Genomic DNA, 23927 nt, shown 5'->3' on the forward strand with positions numbered 1-23927 from the left:
ACCGAACACGTCAAGCGGGTCAGCAGGTGCCCTCGTCCTGCCAGGGACCCCACTCCGAGGCGCCGGGCACCTCGTTCTGGGTCCACCACTTGGCCTTCCAGTTGTGCTTGCCGTACGAGACCTCGTTGTCCTTGGTGTACACCGCCGTCGAGCTCCAGGCGGCCTTGCAGGAGGTGCCCGGGGTCGGCGTCGGGGTCGGGGTGGGGGTGGGTGTCGTGGTGGGCGGGGTGACGCCCGCGAACTTCACCGAGTACTTGGCGAAGTCCCAGGAGTTCTGCGCCACGCTCGAGCAAGTGCCCGACGTACGGCCGCCGTTGTCGGCCGGGGTGCACTGGCGGTCGCGGTTCAGGGACCAGAACGTGAAGCGGTCCATGTGGTGACCGGTGGCGTAGTCCAGGACGGTCTGGAAGTCGGCCTGCGTGAAGTACTCGCCGGTGTCGCTGCGGCCGTTCATGCCGGAGAAGCCCTCGTGGGCGTAGGCGGCCGCCTCGTCCCAGCCGAAGGTCGACCGGAGGATCGAGTTGAAGTTGGTCAGCGCCGTGGTCTGGCTCGCCGCCCCGTTGAAGCCGCCGTCGAACGGCATGATGGAGAAATTGTTCGGGGTGAACCCCTGCGACTTGGCCTCGAGCAGCATCTGCTTGCCGAACCAGCCGGTGCCGTCCGCCGTGCCGGCGGTGGTCACGGAGACGTACAGGCCCGGGTTGTTCTGCTGGAGGATCTTCGCGGCGCCGATCTCGTTCCTGATCGCGGCGCCGTTCTCGTACTCCGGCTCCTCCAGGTCGAAGTCGATGGCGTGCAGGCCGTACCTGGTGATCACCTGCTGATAGGCCGCGGCCGTGGCGGCCGGGTCCGCGCACGCCTGGCCGAGCTTGGTGCCGCCGTAGCCGCCGATGGAGACGGAGACGTCTCCGCCCTTGGCGCGGATGCCGCTGATGACCGACTGGACGGCCGTGTCGGAGGAGACGGGGGACGTGCCGCCCCAGGTGGGGGAGCAGCCGCCGCCGTTCGGGGCGAGCACGAAGGCCAGCTGGAACGTCTTGAGGCCGGTGGCGTCCATGATGGCGGCCGCGTTCGGCGGGTCGTTGTCCAGCGGCATCAGATAGGGGGCCGCGGCGTACCACCGGTCGCTCAGCGCGGTGGTGGCGCCCGAGGCGCTGGTGGTGACGAGGGCGGTGGTGCCCGCGGCGGCCAGTCCGACGGCGGCCGCCGCACCCAGACATGCGCGAAGGGGTCTCACTGCGTGCCTCCAGGGGGTGGGGGTGGGAGTTGCCCAGCGGGGAGTCGCCCCAGCCTCCGGGAGCTGTTGCGGTCACGTCAATGAGTTGGTCTAGTCCAAAGAGGTCTTTGGACTAGACCATACGATCTCTTTACTCGAGGCGCGGGACGCGGCCGCCGCCGGCGGGGCTCAGGCCTCGCTCTTACGCAACACGATCTGGGTCTGCGTGGTCTGACCGACCAGCCGGTCCCGGTCGTCCCGCAGGTCGGTCTGCACCACCAGGAGGGTGCCGCCGAGATGCAGCGGGCGGGCCGTGGCGTGGACGTGCCCGGCGGTGACCGCCCGCAGGAAGTTGGTCTTGGACTCCACCGTCGAGGTGCCGGAGGCCCCCGTCGGCAGATTCAGGTAGGCGCACACGGCGCCGACGCTGTCCGCCAACGCCATCAGCGCCCCGCCGTGCAGCGCGCCACCCGCCGTGCAGGCCTTCGGGGACCAGGCCAGACTGCCGGTCGTGCGCTCGGCCGTGGCCTCGTGCAGCTCGATGCCCAGGCCGGCCGCGAACGGCATGGCGGCCAGCAGGTCGGCGGGCCGGGGAGCGGCCGGCTCGGACAGGGACATGGTGTACCGCCTCTCGTGGGTGCCGTGCTGCTCCGCACGGCGATCAGGCAGTGTGCCAGCGGTGCCCGGCACGGGCCGGGATCATGGTCGTCATCGCGCCAGTCGGTCCCCGGCCGCCCGGACGGCCGTCCGGGGGCGGGCTGCACGCCGTCCGTCCGGACTCGTGCGCGATTGCGCATACCCATGGCGGATCGTCCGTCGCCTGAGGCACCCTTGACAGGGTGCGTACGGTTTCGCGAACTTTGAGCATCGGCGCACGGCGGGGATCCGCACACGGCAGCAGCAAATGGCAGGACGCGCCCGGCGCGTCATGGGGGGAGCGGTCGCCCATGCGATCCAGGAGCCATGATCCACACACCTCACCGGCCCCGGCCGAGCCCGGCGGGCCACTGGCGGAGCGGGCCGAAGGGCGGTCGAGCTGAGGTGGACGTCACCATCCACAGACCCGGGGACCTGACCTCCGCGCTGTGCGGGTCCTGGCACCGGGCGATGGACGAGTCGCCCGAGTACGCGAACCCCTTCCTGGCACCGGAGTTCACCGTCGCGGTCGGCCGCCACCGCGGCGGCGTGCGGGTCGCGGTACTGCGGGAGGACGGGCAGCCGGTCGGATTCTTCCCGTACGAGCGGGGCCCTCTCGGCACCGGCCGGGCCGTCGGGCTCGGACTGTCCGACTGCCAGGCCCTCGTGCACCGGCCCGGAGTCACCTGGGACGCCGGGGACCTGCTGCGCGCCTGCGGCCTCAGCATCTTCGAGTTCGACCATCTCGTCCAGGAGCAGCGGCCGTTCGCCCCGCACGTCACGGGAACCTTCGCCTCGCCGGTGATCGACGTGAAGCCCGGCGACGGCACGTACGCCGAGTGGCTCCGCGGGTCCTATCCGGGGCTGGCCAAGACGACCCTGAAGAAGGAGCGCCGGCTCGGGCGGGACATCGGCGCGGTGCGGTTCGAGTTCGACGAGCGCGATCCACGGGTCCTGCGCGCCCTCATGCGCTGGAAGTCCGCCCAGTACCGCCGCACCGGGCGCATGGACCGCTTCTCCCGGCCCTGGATCGTCGACCTGGTCGACCACCTCTTCCACGTCCGCGAGGAGCACTTCACCGGAGTGCTCTCCGTGCTCTACGCCGGCGACCGCCCGGTCGCCGCCCACTTCGGCCCGCGCTCCAGCACCGTCCTGGCCGCCTGGTTCACCGCCTACGACCCCGAACTGCACTACTACTCACCCGGGTTGATGATGCACCTGCGGACCGCCGAGGCGGCCGCCCGGCAGGGGGTGACCCTCGTCGACCTGGGGCGGGGCGACAAGGAGTACAAGGACTGGCTCAAGACCCGCGAACTGCGGGTGGGGGAGGGCTTCGCCGCGCGCCGGCACCCGGTGGCCGCCGCGCGGCGCATGTGGCGCCGGCCGGTGCGCGGCCTGCGGAACACGGTCCTGGCCCATCCCCGGCTGCGCGAGCCCGCCGACCGGCTGCTGAGGACGGTGGGAGAGCTGCGCACCCGCGGCCCACGCCCCTGAAGCCCTCCGCCCCGAGACGGAAGCGACCGAATGTGGGCGTGCCGGTTTGCCCGCCCCGCCCTCCATGGCGTAGCTCTGCCACCCGTCGGCGCACGCGAACGGAACGGTGGGTGGTACCGATGGCACGCATTCTGGTGATCGGCGGCGGCATCGCGGGCACGGCGGCCGCGCTGGGCCTGCGCAAGGCCGGACACGACGTCGCCGTCTTCGAGGCGCACCCCGACACCGCCGAGGACATCGGCGCCTTCCTGACCCTCGCGGCGGGCGGCATGCGCGCCCTGGCCCAGATCGACGCCACGGACGCCGTCACCGCCATCGGTTTTCCGCTGACCTCCCTGCGCCTGCTCGACAGCGAGGGCGGCGAGGTGGCGCGCGCACCGCTCGCCGGTGCCGACGACCCCGCGCTGCGCTACCGCTGCCTGCGCCGCGGCGAACTGAACGCGGCCCTGCAGGCCGAGGCGGTCCGGCGTGGCACGCCCCTGCGTCACGGTGCCCGGCTGGTGTCCGTGGACGACGGCACCGACGGCGTGACCGCGCACTTCTCCGACGGCAGCAGCGCCACCGGAGACCTGCTGATCGGCGCCGACGGCCTGAACTCGGCCGTGCGCCGGCTGGTCGTGGCGCCCGCCGCCCGGCCCCGGTACGCGGGCCAGCGCGTGTACTACGGCTACACGGACGCGGCACCCGCACCGGGGCCGACCGGCGCCATCACCATGGTGCGCGGCAGCGCGGCCGCGTTCGGATACGCGGTCTCGCCGACGGGGGAGACGTACTGGTTCGCCCGCGTCACCGGCGCCCCCCGGCCCGCCGGTGACGCGCCGGGCCCCACACCCGCCGGTCTGCGCGGCGAACTGCTCCCGCTGCTGCGCGAGGACGCCACACCCGCCGGGGACATCGTCGCGGCCGGCGGCGAGACCATCATGGCCACCGACGCCACCGAGATGCCGCTGGGCACCCCCTGGCACACGGGCCGTGTCCTGCTCCTCGGCGACGCGGCGCACGCGGCCTCACCGGCCACCGGCCAGGGCGCCTCCATGGCGCTGGAGGACGCCGTCGTCCTCGCCAAGGCCCTGCGCGACCTGCCAGATCCGCGGACCGCTTTCACCGTGTACGAGCGCCACCGCCGCCCGCGCGCCGAGCACAACATCTCCGTCAGCGGCGCCATCTCGCGCGGCGCCCACACCCCGGCGCGCGACGATTCCGCTGCTCCCGGCGCACCCCGCGAGGACGACACGCTGAACCGCCAGTTGGACTGGGAGACCCCGCTCGCCGACGTTCCCCTGGCGGAACGCTGAGCGCGGGACAACTGGACCGGCGGCAACGGAAGTTCGGTCAGCGGGAGCGCGGGCTATCCTGCCCGCATGGAGATGATCGACTCGGGGTCGGACGCCCACCTCGCCCGCACGGCGGCGCAGGCGGGAGCCGCCGTGGTCCGCGAGATGTACGGCGGACGGCTGGACCGCTTCGAGAAGTCGGCCGGTGACTTCGCGACGGCGGCGGACCACGCGGCCGAGAAGACCATCCTCGACGTCCTGCGCGCCGCCCGGCCCGGCGACGCCGTCACGGGCGAGGAGAGCGGCAGCAGCGGTGCGGCGGACGCCCGGCGCCGCTGGCTGGTCGACCCACTGTGCGGCACCCTCAACTACGCCGTGCGGAACATGCTGGTGGGGGTGAACGTGGCCCTGCGGGAGGACGACGAGATCACCGCGGCGGCGACGGCCGACCCGTTCGGCGGCGAGGTGTTCTGGACCGACGGACACCGCGCCCGGGTCCACCGTGACGGCGAGGACGAGGAGTTGGCGCCCTCGCCGGAGTCCCGGCTGGTGGACGTCAACCTCGACCCGCCGTTCCCCAACGCCCCCGGCTTCCAGGCGGTCCGGCTCCTGGCCGACCCCGGCTTCGGCCGGCGGTTCCGGCCCCGGGTCGTCTCCACCACCCTCGCGGTCGCCTGGGTCGCCGCCGGCCGCAGGGCCGCGTACGTCACCGACGGCGACCTGCGCGACAGCGTGCACTTCGCCGCCGGGATCGCCCTGTGCCGGGCCGCCGGCTGCACCGTCACCGGCATCCACGGTCAGCCCCTGCACACCGGCGCCGGCGGACTGATCGCGGCCGCCGACGCCGAAACGCACGCCGCGCTGCTGGAGATGGTCAAGAACCAGACGCGGTAGCGGAGTTGGCGCACGGCACGCCAGGTCGCGCGTATTTCAGGTTTTGACTTCCGAAGGCTTGCCGCCCGCTTGGCTCATCACTTAAATCAAAACATGAACTAAGCCATGGGGTCAGCTTCCTGACCTCCGCAGCCGCATGGAGCCGCCACATGAGACTGAGATCCCTGGGCATCGCGCTAGCCGCCACGGCGGCGCTGATCGCCCTGCCCACCACCCATCCACCCGCCGCGGCGGCCGAAACCCCGCTGTCGCAGGGGAAGACGGCCACCGCGTCCTCCGAGGAGAACGCGGGCACCGCCGCCGCCAAGGGCGTCGACGGCGACTCCGGCACCCGCTGGTCCTCGGCCGCCACCGACGACCAGTGGTTCCAGGTCGACCTTGGAGCCACCGCCACGGTCAGCCAGGTGGTCCTCAACTGGGAGGCAGCCTACGGCAAGGACTACAAGGTCCAGCTGTCCAAGGACGGCAGCACCTGGACCGACCTGAAGTCCGTCACCGGCTCCGACGGCGGCGTCGACACCCTCGACGTCTCCGGACAGGGCCGCTACGTACGCATGCTCGGCGTGCACCGCGCCACCCAATGGGGCTACTCCCTCTGGGAGTTCCAGGTCTACGGCACGGCGAGCGGCAGCCAGACCGGCTGCGGCACCGCGAACGCCGCCCAGGGCAGGCCCGCCACCGCGTCCTCCACCGAGAACGCCGGCACCCCCGCCTCCGCCGCCTTCGACGGCGACACCGCGACCCGCTGGTCCAGCCAGGCCGCCGACCCGCAGTGGCTCCGGGTGGACCTCGGCTCGGTCAAGGACCTGTGCCGGATGGACCTCAACTGGGAAGCGGCGTACGGCAAGGACTTCCAGCTCCAGGCCTCCGCCGACGGCCAGACCTGGAGCACCCTGAAGAGCGTCACCGGCGCGACCGGCGGCACCGCCTCCTACGACGTCAGCGGCACCGGCCGTTACGTCCGGGTCTACGGCACCGCCCGCGGCACCGGCTACGGCTATTCGCTGTGGGAGGTCGCCGTGCACACCGGCGCCACGGGTGAACCGCCCGTCCAGGGCGGCGGCGACCTCGGCCCGAACGTCATCGTCGTCGACCCCTCCACGCCGAACCTCCAGCAGAAGTTCGACGACGTCTTCAAGCAGCAGGAGTCGAACCAGTTCGGCACCGGCCGCTACCAGTTCCTGCTCAAGCCGGGAACCTACAACGGCATCAACGCCCAGATCGGCTTCTACACCTCGATCTCCGGTCTCGGCATGAACCCCGACGACACCCAGATCAACGGTGACGTCACCGTGGACGCGGGCTGGTTCAACGGCAACGCCACGCAGAACTTCTGGCGTTCGGCGGAGAACCTCGCCATCAGGCCGTCCAACGGGACCGACCGCTGGGCGGTCGCCCAGGCCGCCCCGTTCCGCCGCATCCACGTCCAGGGCGGCCTCAACCTCGCCCCCAACGGCTACGGCTGGGCCTCCGGCGGCTACATCGCCGACTCGAAGATCGACGGCACCGTCGGCCCCTACTCCCAGCAGCAGTGGTACACCCGCGACAGCTCCGTCGGCGGCTGGACCAACGGCGTGTGGAACATGACGTTCTCCGGCGTGCAGGGCGCGCCGGCGACCAACTTCGACAGCGGCCCGTACACCACCCTCGACACCACGCCGGTCTCGCGCGAGAAGCCGTTCCTCTACCTGGACGGCTCCGCCTACAAGGTGTTCGTCCCGGCCAAGCGCACAAACGCCCGGGGCGTCTCCTGGCCGGCCAACGCGGGCACCTCCCTGCCGCTGGACCAGTTCTACGTGGTCAAGCCGGGCGCCACCGCCGCCACCATCAACGCGGCCCTCGCCCAGGGCCTCAACCTCCTCTTCACCCCCGGCGTCTACCACCTGGACCGGACGATCGACGTCACCCGCGCCAACACCGTGGTCCTCGGGCTCGGCCTCGCCACCCTGGTCCCGGACAACGGCGTCGACGCCATGCACGTCGCCGACGTCGACGGCGTGAAGCTCGCCGGATTCCTCATCGACGCGGGCCCGGTCAACTCCGACACCCTGCTGCGGATAGGCGACCCCGGTTCAAGCGCCGACCACTCCGCCAACCCCACCACCATGCAGGACGTGTTCGTCCGCATCGGCGGCGCCGGACCCGGCCTCGCCACCAACTCCGTCGTGGTCAACAGCGACGACGTCATCGTCGACCACACCTGGATCTGGCGTGCCGACCACGGCAGCGGCACCGGCTGGGACACCAACCGTGCCGACTACGGCCTGCGGGTCAACGGTGACGACGTCCTCGCCACCGGCCTGTTCGTCGAGCACTTCAACAAGTACGACGTGTACTGGAGCGGAGAACGCGGCCGCACGATCTTCTTCCAGAACGAGAAGGCGTACGACGCCCCGAACGCCGCCGCCATCACCCACGACGGCATCGTCGGCTACGCGGCCTACAAGGTCGCCGACCCGGTCACCACACACGAGGCGTGGGGCCTGGGCAGCTACTGCAACTACACGGCCGATCCCACGATCGTCCAGGCGCACGGCTTCCAGGTCCCGGCCACCTCGGGGATCAGGATGCACGACCTGCAGGTGATCTCCCTCGGCGGCAAGGGCCAGTACGCCCATGTCGTCAACAGCACGGGCGCGCCCACCTCGGGGACGGACACCGTCCCCTCCAAGGTGACCTCGTTCCCGTGACGCACGCCCCGCTCCCGCGCGTCCGCCCGGCGCGCGGGAGCGGGCTCAATCCCCGGCCAGCGCCAGACGGGGAGCGCGCCGATAGGTCTCCCGGTACAGGGACGCGAAGCGGCCCGGGTGGTAGAAGCCCCACCGGGCGGCGATGTCCGTGACCGTGGCGCCGTCGGTGGGATCGGCGGCGAGCAGGTCGTGGTGGGCGTGCGTCAGCCGCACCCGGCGCAGGTGGGCCAGTGGGGTCGTGTCCAGATGGCGGCGGAAGGCGTACTGCAGCCCCCGCACGGTGACCCGCGCCGCCCCCGCGATCTCCGCGACGGTGACGGGCCGACCGGCTCGCCGCACTTCAAAAGGAAGTGAGTCAGCTGCGGCACGCCGTTGTCTCGCATGCCGTCATCGACGAGGCGATCGGAGTGGTCGTCGCCGTCGGCGGCCTGAGCGCCGGGCAGGGCTGGGAGGTGCTGGTGCGGGTCTCGCAGCACACCAACATCAAACTGCGGGAGGTCGCGCGCCGCCTGGTGGAGTGGCCTGCCTCCGGATCGCTGCCCGAACCGATCGACCGGGCGCTGACCGAGGCGATGGAGCAGGAGCGTGACGCGACGGCCCTCGTGCCCGCCGACCGGTACGACGCATGGGCGGCGCGGTGCGGCTCCCTGGAGTGAACGGCCCGGCAGCCCGACACCGGTCGTCGTGGGGTTTGGAGCGGACGTCGGGTGCTACACGGTGAGTGCCGCACCCGCACTGCCACGGCGCCGGCCGGGCACCGGCTCACGGCCGCCCGGACACCGGCTCGGTCGCGCGGTGCCTCACGCTCACGCCCGGACCAGGAGGAGGACGGCCATGGACCACTCACGCGCACCCGTGCTGGAGGCCCTGCAGGAATTCCGGCGCCGGGGGGACGTGGTGTTCGGGCCGCCGGGCCACAAACAGGGCCGCGGGACCGACCCCCGAGTCGCCGAGGTCCTCGGCCTGGACGTCTTCCGCTCGGACGTGCTCAGCCTGAACGGCCTGGACGACCGGCGCGAGTCCCAGGGCGTCCTCGAACAGGCACAGGAACTGATGGCCGACGCCGTCGGCGCCGAACACGCCTTCTTCTCGACCTGCGGCAGCTCTCTGTCCGTGAAGACCGCGATGCTCTCCGTCGCGGGCCCGGGGGAGAAACTGCTGCTGTCCCGCAACGCGCACAAGTCGGTCATCGCGGCCGTGATCATCAACGGGGTGGAGCCGATCTGGGTCCACCCGAAGTTCGACGCCGAGCGGCACATGGCCCACCCGCCCGAGCCCGACGACGTGCGGAAGCGGCTGCGGGAACACCCCGACGCCAAGGGCATGCTGCTGATCACGCCCACCGAGCTGGGCTCCTGCGCCGACATCCGCGGCGTGGCCGACGTCTGCCACGCCGTGGACGTACCGCTCATCGTGGACGAGGCCTGGGGCGCCCACCTGCCCTTCCACCCGGACCTGCCGGCCTGGGGCATGGACGCCGACGCCGACCTGGTCGTCACCAGCGTCCACAAGATGGGCGGCGCGATCGAGCAGAGCTCGGTCTTCCACCTCCAGCACGACCGGGTGGCGCCCGAAGTGCTCAAACAGCGGGAGGACCTGCTCGGCACCACCAGCGCCTCCTCCCTGGTGTACGCGGCGCTGGACGGCTGGCGGCGCCAGATGGCGGAACAGGGGCACGAGCTGCTCCAGGCCGCCCTGCGCCGTGCCGAACGGCTGCGAGCCGCGCTGAACGAACTTCCCGGGCTGCGGGTGATGGGCGAGGACATCGTCCGCGAGGGCCTGGCCGCCGAGTTCGACCCCCTGAAGATCGTCATCGAGGTACGGGACCTGGGCATCACCGGCATGCAGGCGGCCGAGTGGCTGCGGGCCGAGCGGCACGTCGACGTCGGTGGCTCCGACACCTGCCGGATCAGTGCCTCGATCACCCACTCCGACGACGACGAGACCGAGAAGATCCTCCTCGAGGCGCTGCGCTCCCTGGTGGACGGCGCCGGCTCGATCGAACGGCAGCGCCCGGTCCACCTGCCGGAGCCGGGCGCGCTCGAACTGGAACAGGCCGTCCTGCCCCGTGCGGCCTTCTTCGGCCCCGCCGAACAGGTCCCGGCCGAACGGGCCGTGGGCCGGATCGCCGCCGAGACGATCAGCCCCTACCCCCCGGGCGTCCCGGTCGTGGCGCCGGGCGAGGTGATCACCGAGGAGGTCGTCGACTACTTGCGCAGCGGCATCGAGCACGGCTTCCTGGTCTCCGACGCGGCCGACCCCTCGCTCGAGACCTTCCGGGTGCTGACCCGCCCCTGACCGGCGCCGGCCGAACTGCGCGGCACGCGCCCAGCACCTAGGGTGGCGGGTGCGGGCGGGCCGCGTGCCGGTCCGCTCGCGGGTCAAGAAACGGCCCTCCTCCGAACCCGCTTTCGGCTGGGGGCGGTTGACCCCGCCGACGGTCCCCGGGTCCGGGCGCATGTCCGAAGGGCCGGACGCGCGGCGACACGCCGCGCACCCGACCCGACTTCACCCCACGGGACAAGCCGCACGGCTCCCGGTTTCGGACGCCCGGCCCGGGGACCTCGGTGTGCGGGTCCCGCTCGGCCCCTGGGCCGCGCCCCCGCACACCGCCGGTCGCCCGCCCCTGGGCGTGGGGCGGCCTCCGTGCGCCGAACCTCCCGGACCGCCCGTGCCGGGCATGGGCAGCCCTGTGACCAGCGAAGGAATGGTAGTGATGAGCGAGAGCATCCCCGGTAAACCGGCCCCCGAGACGCCGTCGGTCGCCGAGCCGGCCGAACCCCGCGAGCCGCTGCCCCCGAAGCCCGACCAGACCGGCCCGGACACCGTCTCGCCGACGGGTCAGCCCACCGGCTCCGACCAGGCACGGATGGCCCAGAGCGGCAGCTACCTCACCAACGCCCAGGGCACCCGGCTGTACGACACCGACCACTCGCTGAAGGCGGGCCCCCGCGGCCCGGTGCTCCTGCAGGACCACCACCTGCGGGAGAAGGTGATGCACTTCGACCACGAACGCATCCCGGAGCGCGTGGTCCACGCCCGGGGCGCCGGAGCGCACGGTGTGTTCCGCAGCTACGGCACCGCCGCCCGGCTGACCAAGGCGGCGTTCCTCGCCGAGGACGTCGAGACACCCGTCTTCGTGCGCTTCTCCACCGTGCTCGGCTCCCGGGGTTCCGCCGACACCGTCCGCGACACACGGGGTTTCGCGACCAAGTTCTACACCAGCGAGGGCGTCTACGACCTGGTCGGCAACAACATCCCGGTCTTCTTCATCCAGGACGCCATCAAGTTCCCCGACGTCGTGCACGCCGCCAAGCCGCACCCCGACCGGGAGATCCCGCAGGCGCAGAGCGCCCACGACACCTTCTGGGACTTCGTCACCCTGCACACCGAGGCCACCCACCACACGCTGTGGAACATGTCCGACCGGGGCATCCCGCGCTCCTACCGGACCATGGAGGGCTTCGGCGTCCACACCTTCCGGCTGGTCGACGCCGACGGCGGCACCACGTTGGTGAAGTTCCACTGGAAGCCGAAGCTGGGCGTGCACTCCCTGGTGTGGGAGGAGGCGCAGATCATCAACGGGGTGGACCCCGACTTCCACCGCCGGGACCTCGCCGACGCCATCGAGGCGGGCGCGTACCCCGAGTGGGAGCTGGGCGTCCAGGCCTTCCCCGACACCCCCGAGCAGACCTTCGAGGGCATCGACCTGCTGGACCCGACGAACATCGTCCCCGAGGAACTCGCCCCCGTGCAGCCCATCGGACTGCTCACCCTGGACCGCAACCCGTCGAACTTCTTCGCCGAGACCGAACAGGTCGCCTTCCACGTCGGCCACCTCGTCCCCGGCATCGACGTCACCGACGACCCGCTGCTGGCCGGCCGGCTCTTCTCCTACCTGGACACCCAGATCACCCGCCTTGGCGGCCCCAACTTCCCCCAGCTCCCCATCAACCGGCCGCAGTCCCCGGTCAACGACATGCTGCGCGACGGCATGCACCAGACGGCCGTGCACCGGGGCGTCGCTCCCTACCGGCCCAACTCCCTCGACGGCGGCTGCCCGTTCACCGCCGGCGCCGACATGGGCGCGTTCGTCGAGGCGCCCGTACGTGTGCCGGAGGCGACCAAGGTCCGGGAGGCACCCGAGTCGTTCGACGACCACTTCAGCCAGCCCCGCCGGTTCTGGCTCAGCATGAGTTCCGTGGAGCGGGAGCACATCATCGGGGCCTACGCCTTCGAACTCGGCAAGTGCTACGAACAGGTCATCAAGGAAAGGGCGTTGCAGGTTCTCGCCAACATCGACCCGGAGCTGTGCACGGCCGTCGCCGCGAGCCTCGGGCTGCCCGCACCCGAGCCCACCGTGCCTCTCGCCGACGTCGAACCCAGCCCCGTCCTCTCCCAGACCGGTCACACCTGGCCCACCGACGGCCGGATCATCGGCATCATCACCGGTCCCGACGGTGACCTCGGCGGTGTCCGGGCCGTACGCCAGGCAGTGCTGGACAGCGGCATGGTCCCGTTGATCGTGGCGCCGAGCGGCGGCACCCTCGGCGACGGCGTGGACGCCCTGACCGTCCAGCGCACCTACTCCACCGCACGCTCGGTGGAGTTCGACGCCCTGCTGGTGGCCGGGACCCCCGGGGTCGGCGCCGACGCCTTCGGCGCCCGTGACGCCAAGGCCGGGCTGCCCACGGCCCCGCAGGGCACCCCCGACCCCCGGGTGGGGCTGCTGCTGGCGGAGGCGTACCGGCACGGCAAGGCCATCGGTGCGGCCAAGGGCGGCGAGGCCGCGCTGGAGGCGGCCGGCATCCCGCTCGACGCGCCCGGTGTGGTCGCCGGCGACGGCGCCCCAGCCGTGCTGCAGCAGCTCAACGGGCTGCTCGGCGCCCACCGGGTCTGGGAACGCTTCCCCGCCGCCGCCTGACCTACGCCGGTCACCCAACGGCGTATCCCAACAGGCGGCCGCCGTGCGCAACCGGTGTGATGAGAGGGTCCCTACGTCAACCAGTGAGGCAACACACATGCGTATGCGCAGCTTTGCCACGGCGGCGGTTCTCGCGGGCTCCCTCGCGCTGGCCGGCACGACGGCCGCCCACGCGGCCGACCCGGACCCCACGACCGGCACCGCCAGCAACAGCCCGGGCGTCCTCTCGGGCAACGTCACCCAGGTCCCGGTCGGCCTCGGCCTCAACCTGTGCGGCGACAGCATCGATGTCATCGGGCTGCTGAACCCGGCCGGCGGGAGCACCTGCACCGCGCAGTGACACCGTCGCGTGCGCCGGCCCCCTCGCGCGGGGGGCCGGCGCACGGGTGTTCAGGACGCCGAGGTGCGGCAGAGCAGCAGACAGACGTCGTCGTCGTGCTCGGAGTCGTGCAGCATCGGCTTCAGCAGCGACTCGGCCGCCGCGTCCAGATCCTCCAGCTCCGCGGCGCCGAGCGTCTCCAGGGCCCGGGCCAGCCGGTCGATGCCCGCGTCGATCCCGGCCGCCCGCCGCTCCACCAGGCCGTCCGTGTAGAGCGCCAGCGTGGACCCGGCCGGCAGCCGCACGGTGTTCTCCTCGTACTCGTACGCCATGGGCACGCCCAGCATGATCCCCGGCTTGAGGTCCAGGACGCTCACCCCGCCGCCGGGATCCCGGGTGACGGCCGGCGGATGGCCGGCCGCGGCCCACACCACGGCCGGATCGCCCGGGGTGAAACGGGCGATGGCGCAGGTCGCGTACAGCTCCGGCTGCTGGTGGCGGAGCATCCGGTGCAGCAGGGTGAGGATGCGGGCCGGGCCGTTGCCCTCGACGGCGTACGCGCGCAGGGCGGTGCGCAGTTGCCCCATGATCACCGCCGCGCGCAGCCCGTGTCCCGTGACGTCCCCTATCACCGCGAGCACACTGCCGTCGGGCTGCGGGAACGCGTCGTACCAGTCGCCGCCGATGTTCAGGCCGCGGGTGGCGGGCAGATAGCGCGCGGCCAGTGACACGCCCCGGACGTCGGGCAGTTCGGTGAGCTGGGCGCGCTGCAGCGCCTCGGCGACGTCCCGGTGCTGCTCGTACTGGCGGGCGTTGTCCAGCGCGATCCCCGCCCGCCGGCCCAGCTCCAGCAGCATCACGGTGGTGTCCGGGTCGAACCGGTCGTCCGGCGCGGTCAGCGTCAGCACACCCTGCACGGTGCGCGCGCCGAGCGGGATGCACAGCAGCGGCCGGTCGGGGGAGAGGGGGGAGGGCGGCAGGTCGTCCACCCCGGGCAGCTCGCCGGGGTGCCGGGCCGCGTGCTGCGGGCGGCCCGTGCGGGCCGCGGTGAGCGTGGCGGCCGCCCGGTCGTCCGGGAGCGTGCGCTCGTCGTCCGCGAGCCAGATGTCGATGTCGGCGGCGTACTCCGGAACGAGCAGATCGGGCAGCCTGCGCAGGATGCCGTCGTGCTCGAGGGAGGCGTTCAGGGCGGCGCTCGCGTTCGCCAGGAAGGTCAGCAGCCGCCGCGCGTTCTCCGCCGTGGTGCGTGCCGCCCGTTCGGCGTCCAGCAGTTCGTGCTGCGCCAGCGCGGCCGCCTCCAGCTCGGCGTGCAGCGCCAGCACCCCCTGGTTGGTCTGGTGGAGCTCGTCCCGGTGGAAACTGACCATCTCCTCGGTCTCGGTCAGGCTCTCCAGTACCGCGTCCGCGTCCGCGTCGGCGTCCAGCAGCGCCTCGGCGAGCCGTGTGCCGTCCAGCTCGGCGGGCGTGGGCAGCGGCGAAGCCACCGGGCGCGGGCAGGTCAGCGTGTGCCGCCACGCCCCGGGCCGGCCGGGCCGCCGTACCGCGATGTGCAACTGCCCGGCGGTGTCGGAGCGGACGGCGACCTCGGCGCCGCCCTCGCCGAGACAGCGGCGCAGCCGCGCGGTGAACGCGGTCAGGAACCGGGCGCGGTCGAGCGCGGGCAGGCCGGCGTCCGCCGTGAGCCGCGCGAGCACGGCCCGGGCGCGGGCCGCGTCGGCGGTCGAGGCGATGGTCCAGATGTCACGGGCGGCTGTCATGGGAGCTGGTCCGGCGGTCGGGGGCCATTACGGCCACGCTGGTGTCGTCGCGTACGGGGCGGGCGGGACTGCTCGCGTCGCGCAGGATCGTAGCGGCCACCACCGACGGGTCACGGGCGAGCAGCCCGGGGTCGTCGGGCGGCGACCAGCGGCTCGGCAGCCCGTCGCTGTGCACGACGAGCAGGCTGTCCGCGTGCCACGGCATCTTCCGCAGCGGAACCCGCGCCGGGAAGTACGCCCCGACGATGCCCGGATGGGAGATCAGGGACGTCCAGGTGTCTCCCGTGCGCAGCCGGGCGCCGGCGTTGCCCACCCCCGCGAAGCGCAGTTCCCGCCGCTCGGTGTCCACCTGCGCCACGACGGCGGCCACGCCCCGGGTGCGTCGCAGGGCGGTGTGCAGGCGGCGCAGTATCTCCACCGGCGGCAGATGCGCGCCGGCGTGCAGCTCCTCGACCGCCGCGGTGGAGGCGTGGGCGGCCTTGGCGCCGTGCCCGAGACCGTCGGCCAGCAGCAGCGTCAGCAGGGGACCGGAGCGGGCCCAGCCCCAGGCGTCCCCGGAGTGCTCCGCCTGGTCGAGCGCGACGGTGATCCCGCCGACCGGCACCTCCCCCGCGGACGCGCCGGTGTGGGCGGCCTCCGGGTCGACGCGGGCCGTCGCCACCGTTCCGCGGCCCGGGACGCTGTGCAGGTGGAAGGCGTTCGCGAGCCGGCGGCAACCGCCCAGGCCCGCTCCCAGGGATCCCTCGGTGGTGCTGAAACCGTCCCGCAGGGCCGTGCCGACGTCCGCGATGCCCGGCCCCTGGTCGAGCGAGCACAGCTGCACCGACGGCGAGCCGGCGGCCGGCCCGTCCACCAGGTTGAGCACCATGCGGCCCTCGTCGGCGTGCTTGAGCAGATTGGTCGCCAGTTCGGTGGCGACCAGCGCGGCCGCCGCGGTGCGCTCCTGACCGAGACCCGCGGCGGCGCTCGCGGCCTCGGCCGCGACCCGGACGTCACGCACCCGCGTCGAGTCGTGCACCGGGATCTCCCACACCCTGCTCATCACACCCTCGTCCTGGACGGCGGCACCGGAGTGACCCAGGCGAGCGCCGTGACCGTGGTACCCCGGCCGGGCGCGGTGTCCACGGCGAACTCCTGCACGAGCCGTTTGGCACCACTGAGTCCCAGACCCAGGCCGCCGCCGGAGGTGTAGCCGTCGGTCATCGCCAGGTCCAGGTCCCGGATGCCCGGGCCCTCGTCGACGAAGCGCATCCGCAGCCCGCGGACGCCACCGTGGTCCAACGGGGTGATCTCCGCCCGCCCGCCGCCGCCGTGCACCAGCGTGTTGCGGGCCAGTTCACTGGCCGCGGTCACCAGTTTGGTCTGCTGCACCAGGCCGAAGCCGAGCTGCGCCGCGTACTGCCGCACCTGTTGCCGGACGTAGGCCAGATCCCCGTCCGAGCCGATGGGCAGGCAGGTCGAGCAGGCCTGGCCGGACGACGCCGGCATCATTTCTCCTCCGGCGACAGCAGTTCCATGGCGCGGTCGACATCGAGAGCGGTGGTCAGACCGTGCAGCGTGAGCCCCAGTTCGACCAGGGTGATCGCCACCGCCGGCCGCATGCCCGCCAGCACCGTACGGGCCGCCAGCAGCCGGGCCGTCGACGCGATCTCCGCGAGCACCCGGCCGAGGAAGGAGTCCACGATGTCGACCCCGGAGATGTCGAGCACCACGCCGGTCACCCTGCTGGTGGCGATGCGGCTGGAGATGTCGTGCTGGAGCTGTTCGGCCATGCCGTCGTGCAACTCGCCCTGCAGCGAGACGAGCAGTATGTCGCCCAGTGCCAGTACGGGCACCTGTGCCTGACCGGGAAGGGGCTGGCTCACCGCGCGACCGCCCGGGCGTCCGCGCGGGCGGAGACCTCGATGCCCTGCCGGCCGAGGGCGTAGGCGAGCGCGTCGGCCAGCGAGGCGCGGGTGAGCACCGTCCCGAGGTCGATGCCGAGCTGCACGATCGTCTGGGCGATGGCCGGCCGGATGCCGGAGACGATGCACTCCGCCCCCATCAGCCGTGCGGCGGCCACCGTCTTCATCAGGTGCTGGGCGACCAGCGAGTCGACCGTGGGCACACCGGTGATGTCCAGGATCGCGTACCGGGCCCGCTGTTCGACGATCGCCTCCAGCAGGGACTCCATGACCACCTGGCTGCGCGCGCTGTCCAGGGTGCCGATCAGCGGCACGGCGACGGTGCCCTCCCACAACTGGATGACGGGCGTGGCCACTTCGAGGAGCTGTTGCCGTTGCCGGTGGATCAGGTCCTCACCCTCGTGCAGCGCCGTCTCCATCACCACCAGACGCAGGGTGCCCATGATCAGGGTCAGGGCGAGCACCCCTTCCTGCGCCTCGGGGCCGGCCGGGTCGGGGAACTCCTCGCGCAGCAGATCGGCCGCGGGGCCGCGCAGCGCGGCCACCTCGGCGGAGATCTGCGCCGGGCTGGACCCCGTACGGGACCGGGTCGCGGCCATACGGCCCAGCTGCTCGCGCACCGTGCCGAATCCGGGGGCGTCGATGTCCTCGAACCGGCCGCTCACCGCCACGTCCGAGAGCGCGTCCAGCACGGCCTTGCACGCCTCGATCGCTTCGTCACGGGAGACGGTGAACACCGAGCGGAACAGGGGGGCGTCCGCCCAGCGCTGCGCGATCTGCTCCTGACGCCGCTCCAGAAAGGCGCTCACCACACGAGACACCGACTCGTCCGCATCCTGCTCCGGCACGTACATCCTCTCCCTTCCGCACAGCCCGGCTCCGCCTGGTCCGGCTGGTTCCGGGCCGATGGCCTCCATACGACAGACAGCGGGGTCCGTGCCGGCGAGCGGCCGAACCCCGGCCGGCCCGGCAGCCGAAGCCGCCGGGCCGGTGTCGGATGCCGTCTACCCGGGATCAGGGAGACCTGTCCGCACTGTTAGGCACATCACTCGCGCGTGCGACGGATCAGATCGCGCCGCCGCCAGGGCCGCCGCCCATCTCGCCGCGCCACGCACCGGTCTCCAGGCCGCCGCGCTGCTCGATGAACTCCTTGAACCGGTGCAGATCCCCGGAGACCCGCCGCTTGACGATGCCGAGCTTGTCGCCGACCGTCTCGGCCAGGCCCTCGGGCTCGAACTCCAGTTGCAGCATGACCTTCGTGGTGGAGTCGTCGATGCGGTGGAAGGTGACGACGCCGGCCTGCTTCGCCTCGCCGTCCACGGTGGTCCAGGCGACCCGCTCGTCCGGCCGCTGCTCGGTGATCGCGGCGTCGAACTCCCGCCGAACCCCGCCGACGTTGGTCACCCAGTGGGTGAGGGAGTCGCTGCGCTGCTCGATGCGCTCCACCCCCTCCATGAACTCCGGGAACGTCTCGAACTGGGTCCACTGGTTGTAGGCGGTGCGCACCGGGACGCCGACCCGCACGGATTCCTCGACCTGCGACATACAGGAACACCTCTCGTTCTCGTCGGCTGTACGAGGAGCGGGTTCCTCTTTGCCGCCCGGTCATGCACACGATCCCGCGAACGAGTGACATGGGGTGAGCGGCGTGGACGCGGCCGGCGCCCGTCAGTCCCGGGCCGGGGCCGGGGCCTCCCGGGTGCCGGCCACCGGCTCGCGCTGCTCCCGTGACTCGCGGCCGGTGCGCCGGCTGCGCAGCAGCAGGCGTCTCGCGGGCCGCTCCACCGCCTCGTACAGCACCCAGGACAGCGCCAGCGACACGGTGAAGGCGACCGCCGTCACCGCCAGGCCCGCGAGCAGGCCGAAGTGCGGTTTCGTGCCGAGCAGTTGAGTGCCCGCGCGCAGGACCAGCAGGTGGATCATGTAGAAGGCGAACGACAGTTCCCCGAGCCGCACCAGACGCCGGCGCCGCCACAGCGACGGCAGTCCGCGCAGGTCCGCGACGGCCGCGGCCGGGATGAGCAGGGCGAACCCGGCGATGGTGCAGAGGGTGGCCGAGTAGCCGGGCGTCACCTGGGGCACCAGGAAGTAGCCGATGACCGCCAGCGCCAGCGAGGCCTCGAGTCCGGGCCCGCGCCACCGGCCGAGCAGCACCAGCCGGGCCGTGACGGCGCCGAGCACGAACTCCGGGAGCCGGGCGGCGGGCATCGAGTACAGGGCCTGGTCCGTCCAGTGGTGGGCGTCCGCCCGGGCGAGCACCAGCACCGCCACCACCGACAGCACACCCAGCACCGTCGCGCCCCGGGCGCCCAGCCGGCGCAGCAGCAGGAACAGCAGCGGGAAGGCCGCGTAGAAGAACGCCTCGCAGGCCAGCGACCAGCTCACCGGGTTCAGCGTCTGCCACCAGGGACGCCACCACGAGTGCACCAGCAGCAGGTTGGACAGAGCCTGGTCGGAGGTCGGTCTCGTCTGGTGGGGCAGCGCGTAGGCCATGAGCAGGGCGATGCCCAGGGTGACCAGGTGCACCGGGTAGACGCGTGCGATCCGCCGCCGCCAGAAGGCCGGTGCGCGATCGCCGGGCCGCGCGGACCACGTCAGTACAAAACCGGACAGCACGAAGAAGAACGACACGCCCGTGGCGCCCGCCCCGAAGCCCCACAGGACGATACGGCCGGCCTCGCCCCCGAAGTACCCGAAGTTGTTCACGTGCAGTCCGAAGACCAGCAGGGCCGCCACCCAGCGCAGCCCGGTCAGGGACGGCAGGGCGGGCCGGGGGGTCGGCGGGGCGGAGCCCGCCTTGGTCTCGCCGGTCCGTGCGGGCGGCGTCCGGGTCGTCCGGGGCGTCGCCGTGGTCATCACATCACCTGCCGCAGGAGGGTTGCGTGGGGCATAAAGGGGAACCTTGCCCGTTCGCCCCTTTGCATTCACATCACGTTGCGAACATCACACTGCTGCCGAACGATTCGGCCCGCCGTATGCCACGGAAGGCCGCGCCCGGGCAGCCTTACGAGTGAACGGCCCGTGTCCCCGCCAAGCCACCCACCGGCCCGATGGCGGTCCCGTGACCGGCTGACGGCAACGAGTCACGGGTGTACGTGAGTTGACCACGTCGCCGCGCGTCGCGGTCCGGTCGTGGGTGTCCTGGCCGGCGGCCCGCCGTTCCGCCCGTAAGGCGGTCGATCCGGCGTGCTTGCGGGCCCCCCGCCGTCCGCTCCACGGTGATCGCCTCTCGCGGGTGGGTTTCGCAGGGCTCGGCCGGCCGCCGGCGGCACTCCTCGCCGGTTCGTTCACGGTGCGGGTGCACGCGGGGGAGTGGGGCGGGGGCGGCGTTCGTTCCGTCGGTGGGCGAGCAGACGCAGTGGGAACCGTCCAGCTCGCGGTGCGCCCGGCGCCGCTCCTCGCCGGGTTCGAGCAGCGGCTGGGCCTTGGCATGTCACCGGCGGACGAGGAGGCCGGCGGCCCAGGCGGCCGGACGCGGCCGCCGCGACGCGGCGATGGCGTGGTACCGGGGCCGGGGCCCCAGCGGCGGAGAGGGCAGGATTCGAACCTGCGTGGACCCCTCGCGGGGCCCGACCTCGAGGCGTGCTCTTGGTCCCCGATCAACCACTCCGGGCACCTCTCCCTGTTCCCGGCCCGGTCTCCCGTGCCGTTCACATGCATCACAGTGGCAGGGGCCGCTGACCGCGCCCTGACATTCCGCTGACGTCGAATCGCCCCGCGCTCACCCGTTCGGAGGACCCGTCGGCTCGGCGCCCCGCCCGGTGAGCCGTACGGCCACATGATGCGTTCACATGACGCCTCCGGCGATGCCGGGCAAAGCCACGCACAGGCAAACACCAGGCGTCGGCAAGAGGCCAGAATTGCATCGTTCGTTTTATTGAACCCTTCGTGTTTACAGGGGTAGGTTCGGCCCATGACCGCATCCGGTACTCCGACCACCGCCGAGGAGCTGCGCGGTGCCGGCCTGCGCGTGACGGCGGCCCGTGTCGCGCTGCTGGAGACAGTCCGGGACGGTGACCACCTCGGCGTCGAGGCGATCGCTTCCGGGGTCCGCGACCGTGTGGGCCACATTTCCCTGCAAGCCGTCTACGAGGCACTGCACGCGCTGACCGCGGCGGGCCTCATACGGCGGATCGAGCCGGCCGGCAGCGCCGCCCGGTTCGAAGGACGCGTCGGCGACAACCACCACCACATCGTGTGCCGGTCGTGCGGTGCCCTCGCCGACGTCGACTGCGCGGTCGGCGAGGCGCCCTGCCTGACCGCGTCCGACGACCGCGGCTTCTCGATCGACGAGGCCGAGGTCGTCTACTGGGGCACCTGCCCCGACTGCTCCACCGGCCGCATTTCCTGAGTTCCAGAGTTCCTGAGCACAGAGTTCCGTTCCGTTCGGAAGGATTGCCATGACTGAGAACCACGACGCGATCGTCACAGACGCGAAGTCGGAGGAGACGAGCGGCGGCTGCCCCGTCACGCACGGGCGAGCCCTGCACCCGACCCAGGGTGGTGGCAACCGTCAGTGGTGGCCGGAGCGGCTCAACCTGAAGATCCTTGCCAAGAACCCGGCCGTCGCCAACCCGCTGGGCGCGGACTTCGACTACGCCGAGGCGTTCAAGTCCCTGGACCTTCCGGCCGTGAAGCAGGACATCGCCGAGGTGCTCACCACCTCCCAGGACTGGTGGCCGGCCGACTTCGGCCACTACGGCCCCTTCATCATCCGGATGGCCTGGCACAGCGCGGGCACCTACCGCATCAGCGACGGCCGCGGCGGCGCCGGCGCCGGCCAGCAGCGCTTCGCCCCGCTGAACAGCTGGCCGGACAACGCCAACCTGGACAAGGCCCGCCGGCTGCTGTGGCCGGTCAAGAAGAAGTACGGTCAGAGCCTGTCCTGGGCCGACCTGCTGGTCCTCGCCGGCAACGTCGCCCTGGAGTCCATGGGCTTCGAGACCTTCGGCTTCGCCGGCGGCCGCGAGGACGTGTGGGAGCCGGAGGAGGACGTCTACTGGGGCCCCGAGACCACCTGGCTCGACGACAAGCGCTACAGCGGCGACCGCGAGCTGGAGAACCCGCTCGGCGCCGTCCAGATGGGCCTGATCTACGTCAACCCGGAGGGCCCCAACGGCAACCCGGACCCGATCGCCGCGGCCCGCGACATCCGTGAGACGTTCCGCCGCATGGCGATGAACGACGAGGAGACCGTCGCCCTGATCGCGGGCGGCCACACCTTCGGCAAGACCCACGGCGCCGGCCCCGCCGACCACGTAGGCCCCGACCCGGAGGCCGCCGGCTTCGAGGAGCAGGGCCTGGGCTGGCGGAGCACCTACGGCACCGGCAAGGGCGCCGACGCCATCACCTCCGGTCTCGAGGTCACCTGGACCAACACGCCCACCCAGTGGAGCAACGGCTTCTTCGACAACCTCTTCGGCTACGAGTGGGAGCTCACCGAGTCCCCGGCCGGCGCCAAGCAGTGGAAGCCGAAGGACGGCGCGGGCGAGGGCACCGTCCCGCACGCCCACGACTCCTCGAAGAAGATCGCCCCGTCGATGCTCACCACCGACCTGGCGCTGCGCCTCGACCCGATCTACGAGCCGATCTCCCGCCGCTTCCACGAGAACCCGCAGGAGTTCGCGGACGCCTTCGCCCGCGCCTGGTACAAGCTGACCCACCGCGACATGGGCCCGAAGTCGCTCTACCTCGGCCCGGAGGTTCCCGAGGAGACCCTGCTCTGGCAGGACCCGCTGCCGGAGCGTGAGGGCGAACTGATCGGCGACGCCGACATCGCGGCCCTCAAGACCAAGCTGCTCGACTCGGGCCTGACCGTCTCCCAGCTCGTCACCACCGCCTGGGCTTCCGCCTCCACCTTCCGCGGCAGCGACAAGCGCGGCGGTGCCAACGGCGCCCGCATCCGCCTCGAGCCGCAGCGCGGCTGGGAGGTCAACCAGCCCGACCAGCTCGCGCTGGTGCTGCGCACCCTGGAGAGCGTCCAGCAGGAGTTCAACGCCTCCTCCGGCGCCAAGCGGGTCTCCCTCGCCGACCTCATCGTCCTCGGCGGTGTCGCGGCCGTGGAGAAGGCCGCCAAGGAGGGCGGCTTCCAGGTCGAGGTGCCCTTCACGCCGGGCCGGGTCGACGCCGGTGAGGAGCACACCGACGCCGAGTCCTTCGAGGCGCTGGAGCCGACCGCGGACGGCTTCCGCAACTACCTCGGCAAGGGCAACCGCCTGCCGGCCGAGTTCCTGCTGCTGGACCGGGCCAACCTGCTGACGTTGAGCGCCCCGGAGACGACCGTCCTGGTCGGCGGCCTGCGGGCGCTGGGCGTTGGCCCCGAGGGTTCGCAGCTCGGCGTCCTCACCAGGACGCCCGGCTCGCTGACGAACGACTTCTTCGTCAACCTGCTCGACCTGGGCACGACGTGGTCGGCGACCACCGAGGACCAGGCCACGTTCGAGGGCCGGGACGCCGCCACGGGCGAGGTGAAGTGGGCCGGCAGCCGCGCCGACCTGGTCTTCGGCTCGAACTCCGAGCTGCGCGCGCTCGCCGAGGTCTACGCGGGCGACGACGCGAAGGAGAAGTTCGTGAAGGACTTCGTCGCCGCCTGGGACAAGGTCATGAACCTCGACCGGTTCGACCTGGCCTGACCGACCCACCGAGGGCGTCCGGCCCGGCCCGCACGGGCCGGACCGGGCGCCCTCGCCGTGCACCGGCGCGCGCGGCCGTACCCCGCCCGCGTCGCCCGGCCGAAGAGGACCGGCATCGAAGACCGTCGCCGGTACTGCGGTCGCGGCGGTCGGGGTGCACGATGGTGTGGTGGCGATCCGGATCCCG

20 protein-coding genes and 1 pseudogene are annotated in these 23927 nt (G+C 72.3%); 10 read left to right on the plus strand and 11 right to left on the minus strand.

Annotated features, from left to right (window positions below; genetic code table 11):
- Positions 1-19: 19 nt before the first annotated feature.
- Complete coding sequence (locus ACFVVO_RS22920) at positions 20-1237, minus strand: chitinase (RefSeq protein ID WP_390057438.1); 1218 nt, start codon at positions 1235-1237, stop codon at positions 20-22.
- 168 nt (positions 1238-1405) lie between these two features.
- Complete coding sequence (locus ACFVVO_RS22925; protein ID WP_390057439.1) at positions 1406-1834, minus strand: PaaI family thioesterase; 429 nt, start codon at positions 1832-1834, stop codon at positions 1406-1408.
- 423 nt (positions 1835-2257) lie between these two features.
- Between ACFVVO_RS22925 and ACFVVO_RS22930 the strand changes: the two genes are divergently transcribed.
- From ACFVVO_RS22930 to ACFVVO_RS22945, 4 genes are all read left to right on the plus strand, one after another.
- A complete protein-coding gene (locus ACFVVO_RS22930; protein ID WP_390057440.1) occupies positions 2258-3346 on the plus strand; it encodes a GNAT family N-acetyltransferase in 1089 nt (362 codons plus the stop codon).
- A 119-nt stretch (positions 3347-3465) separates the two neighbouring features.
- Positions 3466-4641: an FAD-dependent oxidoreductase gene (locus ACFVVO_RS22935; protein WP_390057441.1), complete on the plus strand. Its 1176-nt coding sequence runs from the start codon at positions 3466-3468 to the stop codon at positions 4639-4641.
- Positions 4642-4707: 66 nt separating this feature from the next.
- On the plus strand, positions 4708-5514 hold the full coding sequence (locus tag ACFVVO_RS22940; protein WP_390057442.1) for an inositol monophosphatase family protein: 807 nt from the start codon (positions 4708-4710) through the stop codon (positions 5512-5514).
- A 149-nt stretch (positions 5515-5663) separates the two neighbouring features.
- Positions 5664-8204 (plus strand): discoidin domain-containing protein, encoded by a 2541-nt coding sequence (locus tag ACFVVO_RS22945; protein ID WP_390057443.1) that lies wholly within the window; start codon positions 5664-5666, stop codon positions 8202-8204.
- Between the two features lie 45 nt (positions 8205-8249).
- Here ACFVVO_RS22945 and ACFVVO_RS22950 read toward each other — a convergent pair whose 3' ends face one another.
- Positions 8250-8543: a helix-turn-helix transcriptional regulator gene (locus tag ACFVVO_RS22950; protein ID WP_390057444.1), complete on the minus strand. Its 294-nt coding sequence runs from the start codon at positions 8541-8543 to the stop codon at positions 8250-8252.
- Positions 8544-8554: 11 nt separating this feature from the next.
- On the opposite strand from ACFVVO_RS22950, the gene ACFVVO_RS22955 reads away from it, so the two are divergent.
- From ACFVVO_RS22955 to ACFVVO_RS22970, 4 genes are all read left to right on the plus strand, one after another.
- Entirely contained in the window at positions 8555-8860 is a 306-nt protein-coding gene (locus ACFVVO_RS22955; RefSeq protein ID WP_390057445.1) for an ANTAR domain-containing protein, read from the plus strand.
- Between the two features lie 178 nt (positions 8861-9038).
- A complete protein-coding gene (locus ACFVVO_RS22960) occupies positions 9039-10502 on the plus strand; it encodes an aminotransferase class I/II-fold pyridoxal phosphate-dependent enzyme (RefSeq protein WP_390057446.1) in 1464 nt (487 codons plus the stop codon).
- 418 nt (positions 10503-10920) lie between these two features.
- A complete protein-coding gene (locus tag ACFVVO_RS22965) occupies positions 10921-13128 on the plus strand; it encodes a catalase (RefSeq protein WP_390057447.1) in 2208 nt (735 codons plus the stop codon).
- 103 nt (positions 13129-13231) lie between these two features.
- On the plus strand, positions 13232-13468 hold the full coding sequence (locus ACFVVO_RS22970; RefSeq protein WP_390057448.1) for a chaplin: 237 nt from the start codon (positions 13232-13234) through the stop codon (positions 13466-13468).
- A 50-nt stretch (positions 13469-13518) separates the two neighbouring features.
- Here the strand turns inward: ACFVVO_RS22970 and ACFVVO_RS22975 are convergent, their stop codons facing one another.
- From ACFVVO_RS22975 to ACFVVO_RS23010, 8 genes and pseudogenes are all read right to left on the minus strand, one after another.
- Positions 13519-15204 (minus strand): PP2C family protein-serine/threonine phosphatase, encoded by a 1686-nt coding sequence (locus ACFVVO_RS22975; protein ID WP_390057449.1) that lies wholly within the window; start codon positions 15202-15204, stop codon positions 13519-13521.
- A complete protein-coding gene (locus ACFVVO_RS22980; RefSeq protein ID WP_390057450.1) occupies positions 15188-16246 on the minus strand; it encodes a SpoIIE family protein phosphatase in 1059 nt (352 codons plus the stop codon). Before ACFVVO_RS22980 ends, ACFVVO_RS22975 begins: the two co-directional genes overlap by 17 nt.
- Positions 16246-16695: an anti-sigma regulatory factor gene (locus tag ACFVVO_RS22985; protein ID WP_390057451.1), complete on the minus strand. Its 450-nt coding sequence runs from the start codon at positions 16693-16695 to the stop codon at positions 16246-16248. The genes ACFVVO_RS22980 and ACFVVO_RS22985 overlap by 1 nt, the downstream gene beginning before the upstream one ends.
- Positions 16692-17069, minus strand: a complete 378-nt coding sequence (locus ACFVVO_RS22990; protein ID WP_390057452.1) for an STAS domain-containing protein — start codon at positions 17067-17069, stop codon at positions 16692-16694. Before ACFVVO_RS22990 ends, ACFVVO_RS22985 begins: the two co-directional genes overlap by 4 nt.
- A complete protein-coding gene (locus tag ACFVVO_RS22995) occupies positions 17066-17962 on the minus strand; it encodes an STAS domain-containing protein (protein ID WP_390057453.1) in 897 nt (298 codons plus the stop codon). Before ACFVVO_RS22995 ends, ACFVVO_RS22990 begins: the two co-directional genes overlap by 4 nt.
- Positions 17963-18173: 211 nt before the next feature.
- Positions 18174-18653: an SRPBCC family protein gene (locus ACFVVO_RS23000; RefSeq protein WP_390057454.1), complete on the minus strand. Its 480-nt coding sequence runs from the start codon at positions 18651-18653 to the stop codon at positions 18174-18176.
- A 123-nt stretch (positions 18654-18776) separates the two neighbouring features.
- On the minus strand, positions 18777-19964 hold the full coding sequence (locus tag ACFVVO_RS23005; RefSeq protein WP_390057455.1) for an acyltransferase family protein: 1188 nt from the start codon (positions 19962-19964) through the stop codon (positions 18777-18779).
- 670 nt (positions 19965-20634) lie between these two features.
- Positions 20635-20730 (minus strand): annotated as a pseudogene (locus tag ACFVVO_RS23010).
- 291 nt (positions 20731-21021) lie between these two features.
- Between ACFVVO_RS23010 and ACFVVO_RS23015 the strand changes: the two are divergent.
- On the plus strand, positions 21022-21459 hold the full coding sequence (locus tag ACFVVO_RS23015) for a Fur family transcriptional regulator (RefSeq protein WP_390057456.1): 438 nt from the start codon (positions 21022-21024) through the stop codon (positions 21457-21459).
- A gap of 49 nt (positions 21460-21508) precedes the next feature.
- Complete coding sequence (gene katG / locus ACFVVO_RS23020) at positions 21509-23740, plus strand: catalase/peroxidase HPI (RefSeq protein ID WP_390057457.1); 2232 nt, start codon at positions 21509-21511, stop codon at positions 23738-23740.
- Positions 23741-23927 lie beyond the last annotated feature (187 nt).

Origin of the sequence: Streptomyces sp. NPDC058145, assembly GCF_042884245.1 — a bacterium.
Lineage (GTDB): Bacteria > Actinomycetota > Actinomycetes > Streptomycetales > Streptomycetaceae > Streptomyces.